At 58.5% G+C, this 21,737-nt stretch carries 18 protein-coding genes; 8 read left to right on the top strand and 10 right to left on the bottom strand.

The genetic code is table 11. The features are described 5' to 3' along the window. Positions 1 to 39 precede the first annotated feature (39 nt). Positions 40 to 1,110, top strand: coding sequence for a tRNA epoxyqueuosine(34) reductase QueG (gene queG, locus GQR90_RS05280; RefSeq protein ID WP_035159483.1), 1,071 nt, complete (start codon positions 40 to 42; stop codon positions 1,108 to 1,110). A 14-nt stretch (positions 1,111 to 1,124) separates the two neighbouring features. Here queG and orn read toward each other — a convergent pair whose 3' ends face one another. Next, positions 1,125 to 1,697: an oligoribonuclease gene (orn, locus tag GQR90_RS05275; protein WP_158773204.1), complete on the bottom strand. Its 573-nt coding sequence runs from the start codon at positions 1,695 to 1,697 to the stop codon at positions 1,125 to 1,127. Between the two features lie 184 nt (positions 1,698 to 1,881). Here orn and rsgA point away from each other — a divergent pair, with 184 nt between their 5' ends. Beyond that, positions 1,882 to 2,892: a small ribosomal subunit biogenesis GTPase RsgA gene (rsgA, locus tag GQR90_RS05270; protein WP_158773203.1), complete on the top strand. Its 1,011-nt coding sequence runs from the start codon at positions 1,882 to 1,884 to the stop codon at positions 2,890 to 2,892. A gap of 164 nt (positions 2,893 to 3,056) precedes the next feature. On the opposite strand, the gene GQR90_RS05265 is transcribed toward rsgA, so the two are convergent. Further along, the gene (locus GQR90_RS05265) at positions 3,057 to 4,391 is read right to left on the bottom strand and encodes an NCS2 family permease (protein ID WP_158773202.1); all 1,335 of its coding nucleotides are present in this window, start codon (positions 4,389 to 4,391) and stop codon (positions 3,057 to 3,059) included. A gap of 328 nt (positions 4,392 to 4,719) precedes the next feature. Between GQR90_RS05265 and GQR90_RS05260 the strand changes: the two genes are divergently transcribed. Together GQR90_RS05260 and asd are read left to right on the top strand one after the other, a co-directional pair. Then, a complete protein-coding gene (locus GQR90_RS05260) occupies positions 4,720 to 5,595 on the top strand; it encodes a sulfurtransferase (protein WP_158773201.1) in 876 nt (291 codons plus the stop codon). Between the two features lie 173 nt (positions 5,596 to 5,768). Further along, positions 5,769 to 6,665 (top strand): archaetidylserine decarboxylase, encoded by an 897-nt coding sequence (gene asd / locus GQR90_RS05255; protein ID WP_158773200.1) that lies wholly within the window; start codon positions 5,769 to 5,771, stop codon positions 6,663 to 6,665. A 442-nt stretch (positions 6,666 to 7,107) separates the two neighbouring features. Here asd and epmA read toward each other — a convergent pair whose 3' ends face one another. Both epmA and efp read right to left on the bottom strand, forming a co-directional pair. Further along, a complete protein-coding gene (epmA, locus tag GQR90_RS05250; RefSeq protein WP_158773199.1) occupies positions 7,108 to 8,163 on the bottom strand; it encodes an EF-P lysine aminoacylase EpmA in 1,056 nt (351 codons plus the stop codon). A 110-nt stretch (positions 8,164 to 8,273) separates the two neighbouring features. Beyond that, positions 8,274 to 8,840: an elongation factor P gene (gene efp, locus GQR90_RS05245; RefSeq protein ID WP_158773198.1), complete on the bottom strand. Its 567-nt coding sequence runs from the start codon at positions 8,838 to 8,840 to the stop codon at positions 8,274 to 8,276. 93 nt (positions 8,841 to 8,933) lie between these two features. Between efp and epmB the strand changes: the two genes are divergently transcribed. Together epmB and GQR90_RS05235 are read left to right on the top strand one after the other, a co-directional pair. Then, entirely contained in the window at positions 8,934 to 10,040 is a 1,107-nt protein-coding gene (epmB, locus tag GQR90_RS05240) for an EF-P beta-lysylation protein EpmB (protein ID WP_158773197.1), read from the top strand. A 168-nt stretch (positions 10,041 to 10,208) separates the two neighbouring features. Further along, positions 10,209 to 10,568: a 5-carboxymethyl-2-hydroxymuconate Delta-isomerase gene (locus GQR90_RS05235; RefSeq protein WP_158773196.1), complete on the top strand. Its 360-nt coding sequence runs from the start codon at positions 10,209 to 10,211 to the stop codon at positions 10,566 to 10,568. A 174-nt stretch (positions 10,569 to 10,742) separates the two neighbouring features. On the opposite strand, the gene GQR90_RS05230 is transcribed toward GQR90_RS05235, so the two are convergent. The 6 genes from GQR90_RS05230 to pgi all read right to left on the bottom strand — a co-directional run bounded on the left by GQR90_RS05230 (position 10,743) and on the right by pgi (position 19,623). Next, positions 10,743 to 10,991 (bottom strand): TIGR02647 family protein, encoded by a 249-nt coding sequence (locus GQR90_RS05230; protein ID WP_158773195.1) that lies wholly within the window; start codon positions 10,989 to 10,991, stop codon positions 10,743 to 10,745. Between the two features lie 264 nt (positions 10,992 to 11,255). Further along, positions 11,256 to 12,467 (bottom strand): phosphoserine phosphatase SerB, encoded by a 1,212-nt coding sequence (gene serB, locus GQR90_RS05225; protein WP_158773194.1) that lies wholly within the window; start codon positions 12,465 to 12,467, stop codon positions 11,256 to 11,258. A gap of 93 nt (positions 12,468 to 12,560) precedes the next feature. Continuing rightward, positions 12,561 to 14,822, bottom strand: a complete 2,262-nt coding sequence (gene parC, locus GQR90_RS05220; protein WP_158773193.1) for a DNA topoisomerase IV subunit A — start codon at positions 14,820 to 14,822, stop codon at positions 12,561 to 12,563. Positions 14,823 to 14,934: 112 nt separating this feature from the next. Continuing rightward, a complete protein-coding gene (gene parE / locus GQR90_RS05215) occupies positions 14,935 to 16,815 on the bottom strand; it encodes a DNA topoisomerase IV subunit B (protein WP_158773192.1) in 1,881 nt (626 codons plus the stop codon). Positions 16,816 to 17,008: 193 nt separating this feature from the next. Then, complete coding sequence (locus GQR90_RS05210) at positions 17,009 to 17,761, bottom strand: YqiA/YcfP family alpha/beta fold hydrolase (RefSeq protein WP_233266440.1); 753 nt, start codon at positions 17,759 to 17,761, stop codon at positions 17,009 to 17,011. Between the two features lie 155 nt (positions 17,762 to 17,916). Beyond that, complete coding sequence (pgi, locus tag GQR90_RS05205; RefSeq protein WP_158773191.1) at positions 17,917 to 19,623, bottom strand: glucose-6-phosphate isomerase; 1,707 nt, start codon at positions 19,621 to 19,623, stop codon at positions 17,917 to 17,919. A 205-nt stretch (positions 19,624 to 19,828) separates the two neighbouring features. On the opposite strand from pgi, the gene cmoA reads away from it, so the two are divergent. Both cmoA and cmoB read left to right on the top strand, forming a co-directional pair. Beyond that, complete coding sequence (cmoA, locus tag GQR90_RS05200; RefSeq protein WP_158773190.1) at positions 19,829 to 20,575, top strand: carboxy-S-adenosyl-L-methionine synthase CmoA; 747 nt, start codon at positions 19,829 to 19,831, stop codon at positions 20,573 to 20,575. A 114-nt stretch (positions 20,576 to 20,689) separates the two neighbouring features. Beyond that, on the top strand, positions 20,690 to 21,718 hold the full coding sequence (gene cmoB / locus GQR90_RS05195) for a tRNA 5-methoxyuridine(34)/uridine 5-oxyacetic acid(34) synthase CmoB (protein WP_158773189.1): 1,029 nt from the start codon (positions 20,690 to 20,692) through the stop codon (positions 21,716 to 21,718). Positions 21,719 to 21,737 lie beyond the last annotated feature (19 nt).

Raw genomic sequence — 21,737 nt, 5'->3', positions numbered from 1 at the left:
TCATCAGCGGAAGCGAAAGCACATCAGGAAGCGCAGTCCATGGCCGAGCTGGCAGCACGCATCAAGACCTGGGGACGAGAGCTGGGCTTTCAACAGGTCGGTATTACAGATGTTGACCTCTCTGCACATGAAGCGTATCTCGAGCGCTGGCTAGCCAACGGCTATCACGGCGAGATGAACTTCATGGCCAAGCATGGCACCAAGCGGACGCGCCCCGAGGAGCTGGTACCCGGCACATTGCGCGTCATTAGCGTACGCCTTGACTATCTGCCACCGGAAGTTGAAACCACCCAGGTGTTGAGCCAGCCATCACGGGCCTATGTCTCACGCTACGCACTTGGCCGCGATTACCACAAGCTGATGCGAAAACGGCTGGCCAATCTGGCGAAACAGATAGAAGGCGAGGTAGGCAAGTTCGGTTACCGCGCCTTTGTCGACTCAGCACCAGTGATGGAGCGCGCGCTTGCCCAGAAAGCCGGCATCGGCTGGTTCGGCAAGAATGCCATGCTGATGAATCAAAAGGCTGGCTCTCTATTCTTCCTTGGAGAACTCTACACCGACCTGCCACTGCCAGTGGACAAGCCCTTCGAGAAGGAACATTGCGGCAGCTGCAATGCCTGTCAGGTCGCCTGCCCTACCGATGCGATTGTCGCAGACCGTGTCGTCGATGCACGGCGCTGCATCTCGTATCTTACCATCGAGCTCTCCGGTGCCATTCCAGAAGAGTTTCGCCGCCAGATGGGCAACCGCATCTACGGCTGTGACGACTGTCAGCTGTTCTGCCCCTTCACACGCTTCACAAAAGTCAGTCAGGAAGCCGACTTCTCCCCGCGCCATGATCTGGACCGTGCCGAGTTGCTCGATCTGTTCTGCTGGGGCGAGAGTGAATTCCTCAGCAAGACAGAGGGCAGCCCAATCCGGCGGATCGGCTATGAGAAGTGGCTGTCCAACATCGCCATTGCGCTTGGCAACGCGCCTTGGTCAGAGCGTGTCGAGCACGCCCTGCGTGCACGCCTGCCCTACCCTAGCGAAGCGCTACGCGAACACGTGCGCTGGTCTCTCAAGGAACAGGCGATCAAGCGCGGTGCTCGACTGGCCACCGCGCTTTAAACGACAAACCAAGTTTATACAATGCCCTTCTGGGTCAGCTTGAGGAAGGTCTTGCGATAGTGCGAAAGCTCCGCCAGTGACTCGCGAATATCGTCCATCGCCTGGTGAGTCGCACGCTTCTTGAAACCATCCAATGCTGCCGGATTCCAGCGACGTGCCAGCTCCTTGAGCGTCGAAACATCGATATTGCGGTAATGGAAGAAGACTTCGAGTTCTGGCATCTCGTGCTGCAGGAAGCGGCGGTCCTGATGCACGCTATTGCCACACATCGGCGAGGCACCTGCGGCCACGTGACAGGCGAGAAACTCGATCGTCTGACGCTCGGCTTCCGCAGTATCCACTGTACTTTTCTTAACGCGTTTCACTAGCCCGGACTCACCGTGCGTGCGCGTATTCCACTCGTCCATCGCGTCCAGCAGGCTATCTGGCTGATGAACCGCCAGCACCGGGCCCTCGGCAATCAGGTTGAGGTCGCCATCGGTGACCAGCGTAGCCACTTCAATAATCCGCTCACGTGACGGGTCAAGCCCGGTCATTTCAAGATCGATCCAGATCAGACGATCAGCCTGCGCGTTTAGGTTAGCCATGAGTCAACTCCTTGCTGAGCAGGTAAGGGACAGCACTCACTATCGCTGATAGACAAGCGATATGCAGCGCTATCCAAGGGCATCAGACGACACCCGAGGGCGCAAAGGGTACAATCGCACCGCAAACGGGGGAAGTCCCTCCCGTCCCTGGCGAACGAACGGCGACCGGAGTCACCAGCCAAGCATGAGCAAACGCAAGCTAAGCCGCCAGCAACAATGGCGGATCGAGAAGGTTCAGGCCGAACGCACCCAGCGTGCAGAGAAACGCGAGTCCCAGGACCGCGACAAGCTCGACGCCGGCGAATATGGCCCGGAACAGCATGGACGTGTCATCGCCCACTATGGGCGTAGCCTGGAAGTGGAAAGCGAGTCTGGCAGCCTGCATCGCTGCCATCTGCGCGCCAATCTCGAGACACTAGTGACCGGCGACCGTGTCATCTGGCGCGAAGCGAGCGATGCCAGTGGCGTTGTCGTCGCGCGTGGCGCCCGCACCACCGAGCTTGAGCGCCCCGACATGCGTGGTGTGCTCAAGCCGGTGGCGGCCAATATCGATCAGATCTTGATCGTCTTTGCCGCCGAGCCTGCGCCACAGCCAAACCTGATTGATCGCTATCTTATCGCGGCAGAAGCGACCGGTATCACACCGGTGCTGGTGCTCAACAAGGTCGACCTGCTGCCCGAAAGCGGTGGTGAATTACGCGATCTGTTGGGCCGCTACGAGGCGCTCGGCTACGAGGTGGTCGCCTGTACCACACTGGGTGAAGCCGGCCTTGACCCCTTGAAATCTCAGCTACGTGATCGCACCTCGGTCTTCGTCGGTCAGAGTGGCGTCGGCAAGTCATCGCTGATCAGCATACTGCTGCCGAAAGAAGAGGTGCGCGTTGGTCCGCTTTCGACCGAATCGCGTCAAGGCATGCACACCACCACCACCGCCTGGCTCTATCACATGCCTGGCGGCGGCGATCTGATCGATTCCCCGGGCATCCGTGAGTTTGGTCTGGTTCACCTGACGCCGGAGCAGGTCACTGACGGCTTCCGTGAGTTTCACGAATATCTTGGCATGTGTCGCTTCCGTGATTGCAAGCACGAGAAAGAACCTGGCTGTGCCCTGCTCAAGGCCGTCGAAGATGGCGACATCGGTCGCGTGCGCTTCGATAGTTACAAGAAGATTCTGGTCTCGCTGACCGAGAGCTGATTGACACAGAAGTTGATCGAGACAAGAACTGATCAGCACGGCCCAGTGACATCGTCGCCGAGATGCCGATGCCGTTTGCAATGAAAAGCCCCGCCAGTCGATGACTGGCGGGGCTTTTTACCTCGGGCTGCCGCCTTTTTCAGCGCGGCCGGAAGACGTCTCGATCAGCCTTCAAGAAGCAGCAGCAAGGACAGCGCAAACAGCACCCACATGGTCGGGCGAATCTCGCGTGCCTTGCCCACCCCCAGCTTGATCACGACAAAGCTCAGGAAACCGAACACGATGCCGTGCGTGATGGAGTAGGTCAGCGGAATCATCACCATCGCAATGAAGGCTGGAATGGCATCATCGAACTGATGCCAGTGAATCTTGCGGATCGGCTCCATCATGAACACCCCGACCAGAATCAGTGCAGGAGCGGTCGCAATCGCAGGCACCAGCGACAATAGCGGCGCAAGAAACAGAAACGGCAGGAAGCACAATGCGACAACGACCGCGACCAACCCGGTGCGCCCACCCTGACTGATACCGGCGGCAGATTCGATGTAGGCGTTCGCCGGACTGGTACCCAGCGGCGCAGACACCAGCGCAGAGAAGGCATCAACCATCATTGAGCGACGAATATTGCGCGGGTCACCTTTCTCGTCCTTGAGATTACCGGCCTCGGCAACCGCCATGAAGGTCGATAGTGCGTCAAAGAACACCGTGAATAGAATCACGAAGATAAACGGCACATAGGCAATCTTGAGCGACCCCATCAGATCCAGCGCCAACAACCCACTGAAATCCGGCGCAGCAAAGATGCCCGTGAAGTTGACCAGCGTCGGCTGCGCGATCTCCGGCGGGAAGTAGGCCGTACCATCGCCCCACAGGCGGCCGATCGTGCTGGCCATCAAGGTGGTGACGACAATGCCGATGATCAACGCACCGTGCACACGGCGCGCGACCAGTATGGCCGTCAACGCCAGGCCCAGCATGAAGATCACCAAGGCAGGTGTCATCGGCGCCACACTCACCACCGTGACCGGATTGGAGACGATCAGCTTGGCATTCACCAGCCCGATGACAGTGATGAAGAGACCAATGCCGCAAGCAATCGCATAGCGTAGCTGGGCAGGAATCGCATCAATCACCAGACGGCGTACATTGAACATCGCCAACACGGCAAAGATGACGCCGGCCCAGAATACGCAACCCAGTGCGACCTGCCAGCTCATGCCGGCGCCCAATACCATGGTGTAGGCAAACAAGGCATTGATACCCATGCCTGGCGCAACGAGAATCGGATTACGGGCGTAGAGACCCATCATCAGGCTGCCAAAGAAACTGACCAGCACCGTGGCGGTCAGCGCAGCGCTGAAGGGCACACCAGCGGCAGAGAGAATGCCCGGGTTGACCACGATGATGTACATCGAGGCCAGGAAGGTGGCGATACCGGCCAGCACTTCCGTGCGCGTCGTGGTGCCTTCAGCGCGAAGTGAGAAGAGGCGCTCGAGCAAGGTGTTGACTCCCAAGGATGATGTAGCGGTTGATGACGCGGATCAGCGATAGCAAGGATGTGACCACTGGACAGGCAAGACGCCCACGCAATACTCACAAGGATTGCCCCTCAAGTGATCAACGACATTATAAACTGATATGTCGCTTTATTGAGTCGACCAGGCAATCGATACCTGCTGATTATCGACAGAATTTCACGGCCCATGCGGAAAAATTGCACCAAAGGTGAACACGCCTGACGCAATATGCCGCACTTGACGTCACTGCCAACCAGCGTGCCATCATGATTGGCAGTGACCCACCCCTCGTCAAAGCAAGGACTACGCCATGTCTCATGACACATCGCATACTGCAGGGACCCTCGCCAGTTCCGAGACCAACCTGCTGCCCTTGATTGTCGAGCCCGAACAACTCGTCACGCATCTGGAGCATCCGGATATCGTGCTGATCGATGTACCGCTGAAGGTCGAGAGCCACACGCAGCATATCCCGGGTGCCCGCTTGCTCGATTTCAAGCAGCTGGTCGGCAGCAACGACGACGACATCCCGGGCGTTCCGAGTCCGGAGTCACTTTCGGCGGTAATCTCTGCACTTGGTATCACGCGTGACAGCCATGTCGTTGCCTATGACGACGAAGGCGGTGGCTGGGCCGGACGCTTGCTGTGGACACTGGCGCTACTCGGTCATGCGCGTATCAGCTATCTGAACGGCGGCCTGCATGCCTGGCAAGGTGATGGCCTGCCGCTGACCGACACCATTACGCAGTGGCAGCCCAGCGAGTATCGTGCGGCCTTCGTCGATACCAGTGTAATGGCGACCCGAGAGGATATTCTTGATCGACTGACCGCCGATGCGCCTGAAGAGGGTGTCGTCGTTTGGGATGCACGCTCTATCGAAGAATACCGTGGCGAGAAAGGTCAGAACGCACACTTGGGGCACATTCCGGGCGCGGTGCACTTTGAATGGACCGATGCCATGGACCGTGAGCGCAACCTGCGCATTCGCGACTATGCCGAGCTGATCACCGAGCTGGGCGCACGCGGCATCAACCCTGAGCAACATATCGTCACGCACTGCCAGAGCCATCATCGCTCCGGCCTTACCTGGTTGGTCGGCCGTGCACTAGGCTTCAGCGATATCCGCGCCTATCCGGGATCATGGAAGGAATGGGGCAATCGAGAAGATACTCCCATCGAGCGCTGAGTCCGCTGGCAAGAACGTCTCAAGCCTAGAACCAACCTGCTGCAGCGACCCACATGCTTGAGCCGCTATTAGCGATGGGCTAAGGTGCTGCCAAACTGCTGCCCACCTCTCATCGCTGGTCAGCGCCCGCTCTATCTGAGAGCGGGCCTCTCTTTCCTGCAAGGATCATCATTGTGGATCGCGCCAAGCTGTTTTCCCTGAGCCAGTACCCGCTCCCCCAACACCTGATTTCGCGTGTCATCGGCCGTGTTGCCGCCTGCGACAACGCGTGGGTCAAGAACACCTTCATCGAGCGCTTCATCAAAGCCTATGACGTCAACATGGGCGAAGCGCTGGAAGAGAACCCGCGTGCCTACGTCTGCTTCAATGACTTCTTCACGCGTGCGCTCAAGCCGGAGGCTCGCCCGATAGGTGAAGGTCTCCTATCGCCGGCCGATGGCGTGCTATCGCAGTTTGGCAGCATCGAGCACGGCACACTGGTGCAGGCCAAGGGCCAGGCGTTCTCGCTGACCCAGCTACTCGGCGGTAGCGAAGAACGTGCTGCCCCCTTCCGCAATGGCCGCTTTGCTACCGTCTATCTCTCTCCCAAAGACTACCACCGCGTGCACATGCCTCTGGCGGGACGCCTGGTGGAAATGGCTTATGTGCCGGGCCGTCTGTTCTCGGTCAATGAGGCGACCGCTCAGCACGTACCGGGCCTATTTGCGCGCAATGAACGTCTGGTGTGCATCTTTGAGACCGAGCACGGCCCGATGGCCATGGTGCTGGTGGGCGCAATGATCGTCGCTGCCATCAAGACCGTCTGGAGCGGGCAAGTCACTCCATTGTCAGGTGATGTCGAAGCCATCCGTTTCGATCAACTGATCGAACTGGCACGTGGCGCGGAAATGGGTCGCTTCCAACTGGGTTCGACTGTCGTCATGTGCTTCCCGGAGAGCGTCGAATTCGATGAAGCACTGACGCCAGGCCAGTCCGTCAGCATGGGGCAGTCATTGGGGATGCGTAGCGCCGACGCCGCGTCGCCGCAGGGGCAGGAACCACAAGAACCGGTGCCAGCACCAGAAGCCTGATCAAAAGCAGACAAGACTGAACGACACATGGCGGAATAAAAAAAGGGAAGCCTGAAGGCTTCCCTTTTCAACAGTGGGCATCGGCAACAGCCGCTATCCCCTGCGATACGATGGTACTGTCCACCGCGATGAGACGTATCTGTTCGTCCAACTGCGAGATATCCTCCCTGATAGGCGTAACACTCTAACGGCGCTACTGCCGGATAACGTCACGAACGGCTCCGAAAGCTCGTCACGACACCCTGTCGCCCTCCTTCATCATGCCCGATGAGAGAAGACCCACCACTACCATTCCATTGGTCGCATACCTTCGACTCATGCGATACGAACATGGCGATATCAGACTTCCTGACTGACGGGCTCAGTCTAGACCACTAATATTTCTTGAGCGTGTCAACATTAAACGCTTCAGGTTGTGATTTATGCTCCAACCACCCTGAAGTCAGGCACGCTGTGCTGGAAAAGCAATGACCGCAGCAATATCACGCTCCCCTAGCGCCAGCATGATGAGACGATCAAGCCCCAGCGCGACACCACTTCCGTCAGGCATTCCGGCCGTCAACGCCGCCACCAGTCGCTGATCTGCTGTCACTTCAACCAGCCCCTCGTCGACACGCGCAATGTTATCGGCGGCAAAACGCGCCGCCTGCTCGGTCGCATCAGTCAACTCATCGTAGCCATTGGCCAGCTCTATCCCCGCCACATACGCCTCAAAACGTGAAGCCACCCAGTCACCGTGTACATCCTGATGCTTGCGGGCCAATGCTGCCTGCGCCGCTGGATACTCCGTAATCAGCTCGATCTTTTCCTGCCCAAGCGTCGGTTCGATCACCAGACTCATCAGCGCATCAAGACAGGTTTCGCGTGACCACCCCTCAGCCACCACCTCACACTCGTGCGCACAGGCTGCCTGTAACTCGCTCAAGGAGGCAGTAAAGGGATCAAGTCCCAACTGCTCAACAAATAGCGTCCGATACGGCCGACACCTCAGGCCATCGCCTGCACGACTATTCGTGGCAAGTCGCGCTGGCTGCCCTGTCAAGGCGGCACCAAGCGCCATCACCCGCCGTATCAGCTCGCAGCTTTCCGCCATCAGATCTTCCAGACTCATTCCTGGCCGATACCATTCCAGCATGCAGAACTCGGGATTGTGGCGCCGACTCACTTCTCCGTCACGAAATGCCCGGGCGATCTGAAAGATTGAACCACTCCCTGCTGCCAGCAAGCGCTTCATATGAAATTCTGGTGACGTCTGGAGCCACATCCGCACTCCTGTGCGCTCACCCGGCAAGTGTGCTGTCAGCGTCAACGATGTCAGTCCCACGTCTGTGGAGCCCGCGTGACCCAACACCGGCGTCTCGACCTCCAGCACCTCTCGCTCCGCAAAAAAGGTGCGCACCTCTGCCATCAGGCGAGCGCGTTGCACCAATCGCTGGCGAGTGGCTGTTGGTGCCCAGTCGTCGGGTAGGGCCGTATCAGGGATAGCAGTCGGAGACATCGTAAACTCGTCAGGAAGGCAATAGACATTGATCAGGGGCTACAAACAATGATGCCTCGCACAAGGCGAGGCATCAGCGAGTAGTTCAGCACTAGCGTCACACGCGTGACTCAGGCGCGAGATACGTACTCAGCGCTACGGGTGTCAATCTTGAGCACTTCGCCCTGATTGATGAACAGCGGAACACGCACGGTCGCACCAGAAGACAGCGTCGCCGGCTTGGAGCCGCCGTTGGCGGTATCACCCTTGAGACCCGGATCCGTCTCGACGACTTCAAGCTCAATGAAATTCGGTGGTGTCACGGCAATCGCGTTGTCGTCCCACAGGGTAATGATGTAGGACACCTGCTCCTTGAGCCACTTGACGCTGTCGCCCAGCGCCTTGCTCTCAACAGCGTACTGCTCGAACGTACCGTCAGTCTTCATGAAGTGCCACATCTCGCCATCGGCGTAGAGATACTCCATTTCGGTATCCATCACGTCGGCTGCTTCAATGCTCTCGCCGGACTTGAAAGTACGCTCCCAGACACGGCCAGTCTTCAGGTTGCGTAGCTTCACGCGATTGAAGGCCTGACCCTTGCCCGGCTTGACCAGTTCATTATCGACGATGGCACAGGGGTCATTATCCAGCATCACTTTCAGACCGGACTTGAATTCGTTGGTAGAATAGTTGGCCATCTTGCTCGCTCTCGACTCGTTAACGGGTCTTGCCCGCCATGAATTCCAGATTGCAGTCGAATGGGCTGCAACCATGACTAAAAAGTGATGTGCATGATAACCCGAACCCCTGCATCCTTGCATACCATCACGCGCGAGCAGCGTGAAAGCCCTGTTGCTGAAGTGCCAGAGTCATCTGCAGCAGCACGTGGTGACTGGCGTGCTCAGCTACGCGACTGCATCCGAACTCCGCAAGCGCTACTGGAGCAGCTGGGCCTGCCAACATCCCTGTTACCTGGCGCACACGATGGCCATGCACTCTTTTCCATTCGGGTGCCTCATGCCTACGCCAGCCGTATTCGCGCGGACGACGTCAATGACCCATTGCTGCGCCAAGTACTGCCGTTGGACGCTGAGACGGATATCGTGGACGGCTACGTCAATGACCCACTGGAAGAGGCTGACCACTCACCCCTGCCCGGCCTGATCCACAAGTACACCAACCGCGTACTGCTGATGGCGAGTGGCGGTTGCGCGATCAATTGCCGCTACTGCTTTCGTCGTCACTTCCCCTATGAAGACCATCAGCCAAGCCGTGAACAGTGGCGCGACATCCTCGACTACCTCCAGGCCGATTCGCGTATTCACGAAGTCATTCTGTCGGGCGGTGATCCGCTTGTCTCCACCGACAAGCGTCTTGCCTGGTTGGTAGAAGCGCTTGGTGAGATTGCACATCTCAAGCGTCTGCGTATCCATACCCGCCTACCGGTGGTCATTCCGGATCGCGTCAATGATGAGTTGCTGAGTTGGTTGGGCGCAACGCGGCTACAGAAGATCGTCGTGATCCATACCAATCATGCCAATGAGCTAGATGACGAGGTCGCAGCGGCCATGAGCCGTCTTGCTGCCATCGGTGTGACGCTACTCAATCAGGGCGTGATACTGCGCGGCATCAACGATACGGTGGCCACCCAGACGGCACTTGCCGAGCGCTTGTTTGAATGTGGTGTACTACCTTACTACCTGCACGCCTTTGACCCCGTTCAGGGCGCGGCCCACTTCGCCGTCGGTGATGCAGAGGCCTGCGAATTGATGGAAGCACTGCTCGAGCACCTGCCCGGCTTTCTGATGCCACGCTTGGTGCGAGAAGTGCCTGGCCGGCGCTCCAAGACTCCACTAGGCAGTGCAATGCCGTCTATTTCCATCATCGCCAGCACCTGACACTACTCTCGACATGCCGACACAGACATGTGTGCAATATCGCAAACAACTCGCAGCATGCTCGGGGAAATTTGCTACTATCGCTGGCCAATTTCGCGACTATCGCGGGTTGATCTCATCAACGGCATGCGCCCCGAGAGGCGTAGCCGAAGTCAAGGAGCGCATCATATGCCCCATCTCGTCATCGATTATGCCGACAGCCTGGCGCCGAGCCTCGACATGGACGCCATCATGGACGACCTGCATGCAGCTGCCATGTACAGCGGTCTCTTCAAGGAAAGCGATATCAAGGTGCGTGCCGAAAGCTGGCGCCACTGGCGGCTGGCTGGTAACCAGGCACCGCTTTCTCACAAGCATGGCTTCGTCAACCTGCACTGCCATCAACTGGAAGGTCGTAGCGAAGACGATAAATCACGACTTGCTGACATTCTGATAGCAGCACTGACCCCGCATTGCGAAGCGGCACGCGAAGTGAGCGTAGAGATTGTCGATATCTCGCGTGCAACCTATCGCAAGCACAAGATCTGATAGGCATCGCGCTTCGGCTTTCAACATCATTGCTCCTCTGAGCCGATGCGGTGTGAGTCATGTTTTATACCAAGTAACAGAAACGCCCCGCAGGGACGTACCCGTGCGGGGCGTTTCTGTTTCTCAACGTCTATTTTCAGCAGTAGCACTACCATCGTCATGAAAAGGACAAACTCAACTCCCCGTCATGGCAAGCGGAGCGTGCATCAGGCCATTGAGCTGGTGAGCATGATCGGCAGCTTCGCGCCCCAACGCGGTCAGATAGCCACCATCAGGCAATGTGGTCAAACCCTTGGTATGCAGCCGCTCAGCGGCAGCTACCATGTCGGGGCTGGCATCGTGGCGAATCTTGAGTCCCTTGAGGGCGGCGTCTTGCGGAAACAGGCACAGTAGATGCAGTTCATCGTCATAGGGTGACGGCATGGACGGACTCCTGACGGCATGGCGTGTGTAGTGATACATCAGCAATAACGCAGTGCTAGACAGCGATTGGCAATGGTGAAAGAGGTCAACGACAGCGACGCACATTGCCTCTCTCAATTCCAGTCTAGCTCAAGAAATGACAAACGCTGTGCTGCTTTCGCCATATATACAGACCTTGAATTTACAGGGCATAGCACCACAAAAACGCGGGGACAGCATCAGCTGTCCCCGCGTTTTATCGTACCGACTCCGATGGCGTGTGACTCAGTGCTCAAGATCCTGCTGGCGATAACCCATCAGGTACAGCACTGCATCGAGCCCGAGCGTAGAGATCGATTGACGCGCCTGTTCACGCACCAACGGCTTGGCACGGAAGGCGATACCCAACCCCGCCTCAGCGAGCATCTTCAGGTCATTCGCACCATCGCCCACCGCGATGGTCTGCTCCATACGCAGACCATGACGCTTGGCGATCTCACGCAGCAGCAGCGCCTTGCGTTCTGCATCGACGATAGGCTCGCGTACTTCACCCGTGACCTTGCCATCCAATATCACCAGCTCATTGGCATGAATCTCGTCGAAGCCCAGCAACTCCTGCAGATGGCGTGCGAAATAGGTGAAGCCACCGGACAGGATTGCGGTGCGATAGCCCAAGGCTTTCAAATTCGCCATCAGACGCTCAACACCATCCATCAGCGGCAGATTGGCAGCGATATCAGCCAACACTGATTCATCCAGCCCCTTGAGCTTGCTCATGCGCTCGCGGAAGCTTTCCTTGAAATCCAGCTCACCGCGCATGGCACGCTCAGTAACGGCGGACACTTCTTCACCGACACCGTGACGTCGCGCGAGTTCGTCGATCACTTCTGTCTGAATCAGCGTCGAATCCATGTCAAAGCAGATCAGTCGACGATGCCGACGCCAGATATCGTCTTCCTGAATGGCAATATCAACGCCGTGCAGCGCGCCCAGAGCCAATGCCTTCTCGCGCAACGCCGTGATGTTGATCTCACCGTCAGGCAATCGCAGCCAGCACTCGATGCAGGCGCCTTCGGCCGGTGACTCTCCATCCAGGGGCTCACGCCCGGAGAGACGATGCATCAGCTCGACGGTAATACCGAACTCAGCCGTCAAACCACCCACTTCCGCCAGAATGCCCGCCGGTAAACGCGGTGCCAACAAGGTCAGAATCCAGCGCGGACGCTCAGCCTGATGACTCCAGCGCAGATATTCCTCAGCGCCGATCTGCAACGCCTGCACATCCAGTCCCAGTTGCTCGCCTGCAGCCGTCAGCGCTGCTTCAAGCTCTGACTCGGCACTCAGTGCAACCAAAGCTTCTAGCGACACCAGGCCGAAAGTCACACTCTGATTGATATCCAACAGGCGGGCGCCGCTACGTGCCAGTGCCTGACCGAGTCCGGCAAGCTGGCCCGGCCGCGCCACGCCAGTGGCACGAATCAATATGCGTTGTGTCATCGGAAAATCATTCCTGAGCAGAGGGTCATCAAGATCGTGATCATCTAAGTCTTGCACGGACTTTTCAGCAGCCGTCCACCACGGACAACTGCATCAGCCATCGACCGCCAAGCGGTCGACTTTCTGGAAGCCCTGGGGCAGCTTGCTACCCCGGCGGCCACGCTCACCACGGTAGTAGTCAAGGTCAGCACCCTTGAGCAACGTCTTGCGCTTGCCAGCGTGCACCACCAGGGTGGCACCGGCTGGCACTACGACCAGGGAGCGGACGAACTCTTCACGGTTGGCAGCTCGCTCGCCCGGGATCGACAGCATCTTGTTGCCCTTCCCCTTCGCCATCTCAGGGAGGTCGGCCAGCGGGAAGACCAGCAAGCGCCCTTCGTTGGAGACCACCGCCACTTCCAGCGCTACGTCCTGCTCACTGAGTGGCAAGGCAACCGGCGGTAGTACAGCACAGCCACGCGGTAGCGATAGCGCGGCCTTGCCCGACTTGCTCTTGCCGGTCAGCTGCTCAAGCGTCGTCACAAAACCATAACCACCATCGGACGCCAACAGATAACGCGCCGTCGGTTCATCCAGCAACAGACCAATCATCGCCGCACCCGCCGCAGGATTCATGCGACCGGTGATCGGCTCGCCCTGCCCACGTGCACTGGGCAGGTTATGGGCGGCCAACGTATAGGCTCGTCCAGTGTCATCCAGCAGTACCAGTGGCTGGTTGGTCTTGCCGCGCACTGCTAGATGGAAGCTATCACCGGACTTGTAAGAGAGCCCTTCCGGGTCGATATCGTGTCCCTTGGCAGCACGAATCCAGCCCTTGTCAGATAGCGCCACCGTGATCGGGTCAGCCCCCATCAACTCGACCTCAGAGAGTGCCCGCGCTTCTTCGCGCTCGACCAGCGGCGAACGACGGACATCGCCGAAATCGATACCCGCCTGCTCAAGCTCGCTATCGATGAGATCCGTCAGAGCATCATCATTGCCCAGCAGATGCTTCAGCGCTTTGCGCTCACGATTGAGTTCATCCTGCTCACCTCTTAGCTTCATCTCCTCGAGACGTGCCAGGTGACGCAAGCGCAGCTCAAGAATCGCTTCAGCCTGGCGCTCGGAGAGCTTGAAGGTCTCGATCAAGCTGGCCTTCGGGTCTTCTTCCTCACGGATGATGCGAATCACCTCATCGAGATTCAGATAGGCAACCAGCAACCCTTCCAGCAGATGCAGGCGGTCCTCGACCTTGGCCAGGCGATGCTCAAGACGACGTCGTACAGTCGCGCGACGGAAGAGCAGCCATTCCGAGAGCATCTCGTGCAGCGCCATGACGCGCGGGCGTCCCTTGAGATCAATGACATTCATGTTGACGCGCGCGTTCTTCTCGAGATCAGTAGTGGCGAACAGATGCGCCATCAGCCCCTCGATATCGATACGATTGGAGCGCGGCTGAATCATCAGGCGAGTCGGATTTTCGTGATCTGACTCATCACGCAGGTCCGCGACCATCGGCAGTTTCTTGGCCTGCATCTGGGCGGCGATCTGCTCGATCACCTTGGCGCCAGACACCTGATACGGCAACGAGGTAATGACGATGTCACCCTCTTCGATCACGTAGCGAGCACGCATCTTCACGCTGCCACGACCGGTGCGGTACAGCTTGGCCAGATCTGCGCGCGGCGTGATGATTTCCGCCTCAGTGGGGAAATCTGGCGCCGGCAGGAAGTCCATCAACTTGTCGCTGTCAGCCTCCGGGTGGCGCAGCAGATGGCGGGTCGCCGCCACGATCTCGTGCACGTTATGCGGCGGTATGTCCGTCGCCATGCCGACCGCGATGCCGGTCGTCCCGTTGAGCAGTACATTGGGCAGGCGCGCCGGCAGTACCCTGGGCTCGTTCATGGTGCCATCGAAGTTGGGCACCCAGTCGACTGTCCCCTGGGAGAGCTCCGACAGCAGTACTTCGGAATACTTGGACAGGCGCGACTCAGTATACCGCATCGCGGCGAAGGACTTGGGATCATCCTGACTCCCCCAATTGCCCTGCCCGTCCACCAGTGGATAGCGATAGCTGAACGGCTGCGCCATCAACACCATGGCTTCATAACAGGCACTATCACCATGCGGGTGAAATTTACCCAGTACGTCGCCGACGGTACGTGCCGATTTCTTGTACTTGGCATTTGCCGTCAGTGACAGTTCGCGCATGGCATAGACGATGCGCCGTTGCACCGGCTTCATGCCATCGCCGACGTGCGGCAGTGCACGATCGAGAATCACGTACATCGAGTAGTCGAGGTACGCCTTTTCGGTGTAGTCACGCAGGGCCAGACGTTCGACGTCGCCCTCCGCTACCTGAATATCCATGCTCATGGGCGCTTGACCTTGATTACGAGCGTAAAACGGGGAGAACCATGCGACCCTCCCGAAAAAATATCGTCACGACACAACAACAGATAGGGTTCAGAAAGCTGACGACTCAGCCTCACACCTCAAGATCGGCCATGTTGCCGTAGGCCTCGATCCAGCTCTTGCGATCAGCGGCACGCTTCTTGGCGAGCAGCATGTCGAGCATCTCGTGAGTCCCGTCATCCATGCTGCGCGTCAGCTGCACCAGACGGCGCGTATCCGGCGCCATGGTCGTCTCACGCAACTGTAGCGGGTTCATCTCACCCAGACCCTTGAAGCGCTGGACATTGGGCGTGCCACGCTTGCCTTCCAGTTGCTTGAGGATGTGTACCTTCTCGCTCTCATCCAGGGCGTAGTGCACTTCCTTGCCCAGATCGATGCGATATAGCGGTGGCATGGCGACAAAGACGTGACCAGCATCCACCAACGCGGGGAAATGACGCACGAAAAGCGCACACAACAAGGTCGCGATATGCAGACCATCAGAGTCGGCATCCGCGAGAATGCAGACCTTGTGATAGCGCAGCTTGGAGAGATCTTCCGAGACCGGGTCCAGCCCGATGGCAACCGCGATATCATGCACTTCCTGAGACGAGTAGATGTCGTGAGATTCCACTTCCCAGGTGTTCAAAATCTTGCCGCGCAGCGGCAGTATCGCCTGCGTCTCGCGATTGCGGCCCTGCTTGGCACTCCCGCCAGCAGAATCCCCCTCGACCAGAAACAGCTCACTGTCAGCAGGATCAGAGCTGGCACAGTCAGACAGCTTGCCCGGCAGTGCCGGTCCTGAGGTAATCCTCTTGCGCGCGACCTTCTTGGCACTCTTGAGACGACGCTGCGCCGCAGAGATCACCAGCTCGGCCAGGGCTTCAGCCTGATCAACGTGATGATTGAGCCATAGTGAGAAGGCGTCCTTGACCACACCAGAAACGAAGGCCGCCACGCTACGTGAGGACAGACGCTCCTTGGTCTGACCAGCGAACTGGGGATCAAGCATCTTGATCGAGAGCACGAAAGCGGCACGCTCCCACAAATCGTCCGCACTTAGCTTTACGCCGCGCGGTAGCAGGCTGCGGTAATCACAGAACTCTTTCAGTGCTTCCAATAATCCGGAGCGCATGCCATTGACGTGCGTACCGCCCAACGGGGTGGGGATCAGATTGACGTAGGGTTCCTGAACCAGCTCGCCGCCTTCTGGCAGCCATTGAATGGCCCAGTCAACTCCATGCTCGCTGTCTTCGAAATGGCCGATGAATGGCGATTCCGGCAACCGCTCGAAGCCGTCGGTCGCACCCAGCAGATAATCGCGCAGACCATCTTCGTAATACCAGGTGGTCTCATTGCCATCCGTCTCTGTCAGTACGACCTTGAGTCCAGGGCACAGTACCGCCTTGGCCCGCATCAGATGTCGCAGACGTGCCAGCGCCAGACGTGGACTATCGAAGTAGCTTTCATCGGGCCAGAAGCGCACCAGAGTCCCGGTATTACGCTTGCCGACGGTACCGATGACGCTCAGCTCTTCGACTTTCTCGCCTTTCTCGAACGCGATACGCTGACGCTGACCATCACGGCAGACTTCCACTTCAAGCCGTCTGGATAGCGCGTTGACGACAGAAACACCGACCCCGTGCAAACCGCCGGAGAAGCGGTAGCTGTCCTGCGAGAACTTGCCGCCAGCATGCAGCTTGGTCAGGATCAGCTCAATCCCAGTCACGCCGTGCTCAGGATGGATATCGGTCGGCATGCCGCGGCCATCATCTGCCACTTCGATACCACCGTCTTCCAGCAGGCGCACGCGCACTTCTTTCGCGTGCCCGGCTAGCGCCTCATCGACGGAGTTATCGATGACTTCCTGAACCAGATGGTTGGGCCGAGACGTATCGGTATACATACCGGGCCGCTTGCGGACCGGTTCGAGGCCGGAGAGGACCTCGATGGAACTGGCGCTGTACTGACTCATCGCAGCCTTATGTCCTTGGTGTTGACGTCCGGCAGGCCCATCGCCGATGGCGACGCTGAGCCTGCCCGATTTTCCAGAAAAGAGTGAGCCCGATGTCGATGACATCAGCGGCTTCATGAACGTGGCGAACCTTGGGCAGTGGGCACTACCTGGCAGCCTGGCTTCACGAACCGGAACGAAGAGCCCTCTTTCGCTAGCAAGGCTCGACGTGAAATGAAGTGGCCAACGCCGGTGCCAATCGATGGCCGGCGTGGGCCATGATCGCCGGCAGATATTCCGCCAGACGTTCAAAGCCGTGATCACCGCCCGGCGTGACGATCAGTCGGCAATCCTGATACAGGCTCGCCGCATCATTGACGTCCAATGTCTCATCAGCCGTGGCAAGCAGCACGAGGGTACGCTGCGGGGTCGCCGGGGCGGATTCAAACCCGGCAAGATCAGGCGCGAAATCCTCGGTCACGATGAATGTCTCGCCGGTATACGGATTGGCATGCGTCGAGCCCAGCCATTCACTGACTAGCCGCACCGGCCGCACAGCAGGGTTGATCAACACGGTGCGTGGCCCTTGGCGCAGCACACTGTGCATGGGGCCATCAGGCCCTTCCAATCGCGCCGCTTCACGTCCCGCAAGCCAGGTGGTCAGAAAGCCCCCCATGGAGCTGCCGATCACGATGATGGCGTCGTCGCAGGCGGGGTCAGCTGGGTCCAGCGAGAGTCGAGTGCACAGTGTCTGATAAGCCTCATCCACCACGGCTTTCCATAGCATGGGCTGAGGGGGGATATCCGGTGCGACAAAGGGCAACCCAAATTCCTGCGCAGCACGTTTCATCAACTGTGACTTGGGCGAACAACTGGCGGAATTGAAACCGTGCAGATAGAGCACACCTTTGACTGCCATCGGCTCAAGATCGGCAGATGCTTGCAACGGGGATCGTGAACTGGCCATCAGCACTCCCGGCAGGCGCGGGCGCAAGAAGCCTCTCCAGGGAGATCACTCTTGGCCCGCGCCATGCTGTCTAGTGTAAACGATTGATTCGCTTATAGGATAGCGAGAATACTGTATAAATCAACAGATACCGAGACTCCTCACTACGGCACGCCTCAACCGCGTGGATCCTGCCCTTGTGCCTTCCATACCGCTTCAATCAATGCCCGACTGGAGGCATCGAGGCTATCGAAGCCGTCACCACTGGTCATGGTAGTTTCGGTCGCGGTGGCAATCTGCTTGCCCAATTCCACGCCCCACTGATCAAAGGGATTGATATCCCAGATAGTGGCCTGTACGAAGACCTTCTGCTCGTAGAGGGCGATCAGCGCGCCTAGTGTCTCTGGCGTCAATGTCTCCAGCAGCAGCGTGGTCGACGGCTGGTTGCCGCGATAGCGTTTGTGATTCGGCTGCTCTTCGTCACCCGGGACGGCATCATCCCCCAGCATCAGTACACGGGACTGCGCAAAGCAGTTGGCCAGCGTCAGACGATGCTGCGCTTTCAAGTGCATGCGCGTCTCGGCATCTTCGATATGATCATAACGACACATCGGCGCAATGAAATCACACTCTACCGCCTGTGTACCTTGATGCAGCAACTGGTAGAAGGCGTGCTGAGCATTCGGCCCCAACTGCCCCCACAGCACCGGACAGGTCGAGTAATCGATCATCTCGCCGTCATTGGTGACCGACTTGCCGTTGGATTCCATTTCCAGCTGTTCGAGGTAGCTGGCGAAGTATTCCAGGCGACCGTCGTAAGGCAGAATGGAATGGGCGCGAATATCCAGGAAGTTATTGTTCCAGATACCGGCCAGCGCCAGCAGTACCGGCAGATTGTCTTCCAGCGGCGCGGTGCGGAAGTGCTCATCCAGCTCGTGAGCACCCGCCAGCAGGCGGCGGAAGTTGTCCATGCCCACGTTCAGCGCAATCGGCAGACCGATAGTGCCCCACAGTGAATAACGCCCGCCCACCCAATCCCAGAACAGCAACTGGTGCTCCGGAGCGATGCCCCACTCACTCATCTTCTCCGGCTTGGCCGAAGCGCCGATGAAGTGCTGACGATTGATCAATGCTTCAAGGCGGCCTTCCGGGTCCAGTCGTGATCGCAGCCAATCACGTGCAGTGCGTGCATTGGACAGCGTATCAATGGTCGAGAAGGACTTGGACGACAGAATGAAGAGCGTCGTCTCAGGGCTCAAAGACTCAAGGTAATCCGCCAACTGAGAGCCATCCATGGTGGAGGCAAAGTGCACACCCACCTCATGGATACCACTCGGCCGGCAGTCACCTAGCGCACTGGAGACCATCAACGGTCCGAGATCAGAGCCACCGACACCAAGGTTGACTACATCGGTGATCGGCTTGCCAGTCGCACCACGCCACTGACCACTGTGGAAGGTATCGACCATCTCGGCGAGGTGCTCAAGACTTTCGTGAATCGCCGGCACCACATCCTTGCCATCAATTTCCAGACTGGCGGAGCGCGGCAGGCGCAACGCAGCATGCAACGCCGGGCGGTCTTCGGAGCGATTGACATGCTCACCCGCCAACAAACGTGCAATGCCCTGCTCAACCCCGGTCTCACGTGCCAGACCCAGCAATAGCTCGAGCGTCTCGTGCTTTAGACGCTGTTTGGAAAGGTCCAGGCGTAGGCCTGCTGCCGAGCGCGTAAACATCGCGACACGATCACGCCCCTGCGCCGCATCATCAGCGAACAAGTCCTTTAGATGCACATCGGCCATCTGCTCTTCATGATGACGCGCAAGGGCCTGCCAGGCCTGACTATCACGCAGCGCGGAACGTGCAGATGATTGAGTGGACATGGCCACCTCTCTCCTTGAAGTGTGACGACCGGGCCCACGAGGCCCGGACTGAAATCGGTTGATGGAGGCATCATTGGTCAGCCCCGACGGGTGCGTCACGCGCGTCGAATGCGTAGAATGGCGGGCGCCAGCGGGGCACTCTGCCCGGCCGGTCCTCGGCCGATGGCATGTCGCCCTGGCCCACTGCCCGATGAAGCCTTGATCCATGAGTGATGCATCTTACCGTGACGCGATATTTACGACACCCCTTGACCGTGTTGCCAGCTTCTCCTTTGACGAACAAGTCGTCAGCTGCTTCCCGGACATGCTACGCCGTTCGGTACCGGGTTACGGCCAGATCATCGCCATGCTGGGTGTGATGGCCCGTGCTCATCTGCGCCCCGGTGCACGCGTCTATGACCTGGGTTGCTCACTGGGAGCAGCCAGCATGGCATTGGCGCGCGAGATGGCGCCGCAGGATATCGAGATAGAAGCCGTCGATCTCTCCGCACCAATGGTAGAGCGTGCCAGCCGTGAGCTCGCCGATGCCTTCCCCCTGCATCGTATCAATGTCCGCGAAGCCGATATACGCACCCTGAGCTACCAGCCAGCCGGCATGATTGTGGTCAACTTCACGTTACAGTTTTTACCACCTGAAGATCGTGATGCAGTGATCGACAAATTGTTTACGGCGCTGGAACCCGGTGGTGTCCTGATTCTGTCCGAGAAGATCATCAGCGACGACGCCACAGAAAATGCCTGGCTGATCGAACGCTATCATGACTTCAAGCGGGCCAATGGCTATTCAGATCTTGAAATCTCGCAAAAACGTGAGGCACTGGAAGACGTGATGAAGCCTGACAGTCTCGTCACGCATCATGCGCGCCTGACCCAAGCGGGGTTCGAGCGTAGCCAGACCTGGCTGCAATACCTGAACTTCGCCTCCATGGTCGCTTTCAAGGCCGCTGACTGAGCGTGCTCCTGACAAAGCACGTCGCGAATTCGAGCACGTCGCTGACAATGCATGTCGCTGACAAACCAGGCTGCTGATTTACCGCATCGCCACCTCACGGATCAGACTTACCGCATGAGCATCTCTTCCTACGATCGTGATCTTTATCTCGCCTTTACCGAGCTCGCCTGCGAACCAGGCGCCGTCGGTAATGGTTTCGCTCGCTGGCTGGGCGCACTACCTGTCCAGCTGACAGAAGGTCTGGACCGCAAACGCCACGCTGATCTCAAGGCTTGGCATGGCGCACTTGAGAAACTGCCATCCCTGCCCGCCGAGCGCGAGGTAGAGCTGGAAGCAGGTCGCGTCGGTGCGCGCATGACAGAAGGACTCTCTCAGGGCCAGCTGCGCCAGAGCGAGAACCTGCTGCGTGCCATGATGCCGTGGCGCAAGGGGCCGTACCAACTGGATGAGATCCACATCGATACCGAGTGGCGCTCTGACTGGAAATGGCAGCGTCTGGCGCCGCACCTGTCGGACCTGACTCATCGTCGTGTGCTGGATGTCGGCGGTGGCAATGGCTACCACGGCTGGCGCATGGTAGGTGCAGGAGCGGCCTTCACGCTGGTGATCGATCCCTCGCCGCGTTTCTATTGCCAGTTCCATGCCGTACGCCACTTCATCGGCACGGATCATCCGCAAGGGCGCAACCTGCACTTCCTGCCGGTGGGCATCGAAGATGTGCCGGAAAAGATGGCCGCCTTCGATACCGTGTTCTCGATGGGTGTGCTTTATCACCGTCCGTCACCGATGGATCATCTCTTCCAGTTGCGCGACACCCTGCGCCCCGGCGGCGAGATGGTGCTGGAAACACTGGTCGTCGAAGGTGGCGTGACCACCGTGCTGATGCCCGGCGAGCGTTACGCCGCCATGCCCAATGTCTACTTCCTGCCCTCCTCGCAAGCGCTGGCACATTGGTGCGAGCGTGCCGGCTTCAAGGATGTACGCATCGTCGATGAAGCCGTCACCACGCAGGACGAGCAACGCGCCACCGATTGGATGACCTATCACTCGCTGAGTGATTTCCTCGACCCTGACAACTCGAGCCTGACGCGTGAAGGGTATCCTGCTCCGCGCCGCGCCGTCCTGATCGCGACTCGCGCCTGAATCTGCAAACGCATCCAGA

Origin of the sequence: Cobetia sp. L2A1 (assembly GCF_009796845.1) — a bacterium.
Lineage (GTDB): Bacteria > Pseudomonadota > Gammaproteobacteria > Pseudomonadales > Halomonadaceae > Cobetia.
Note: the sequence above shows the minus strand (reverse complement) of the source record. Positions and strands in the feature narration are given on the sequence as shown.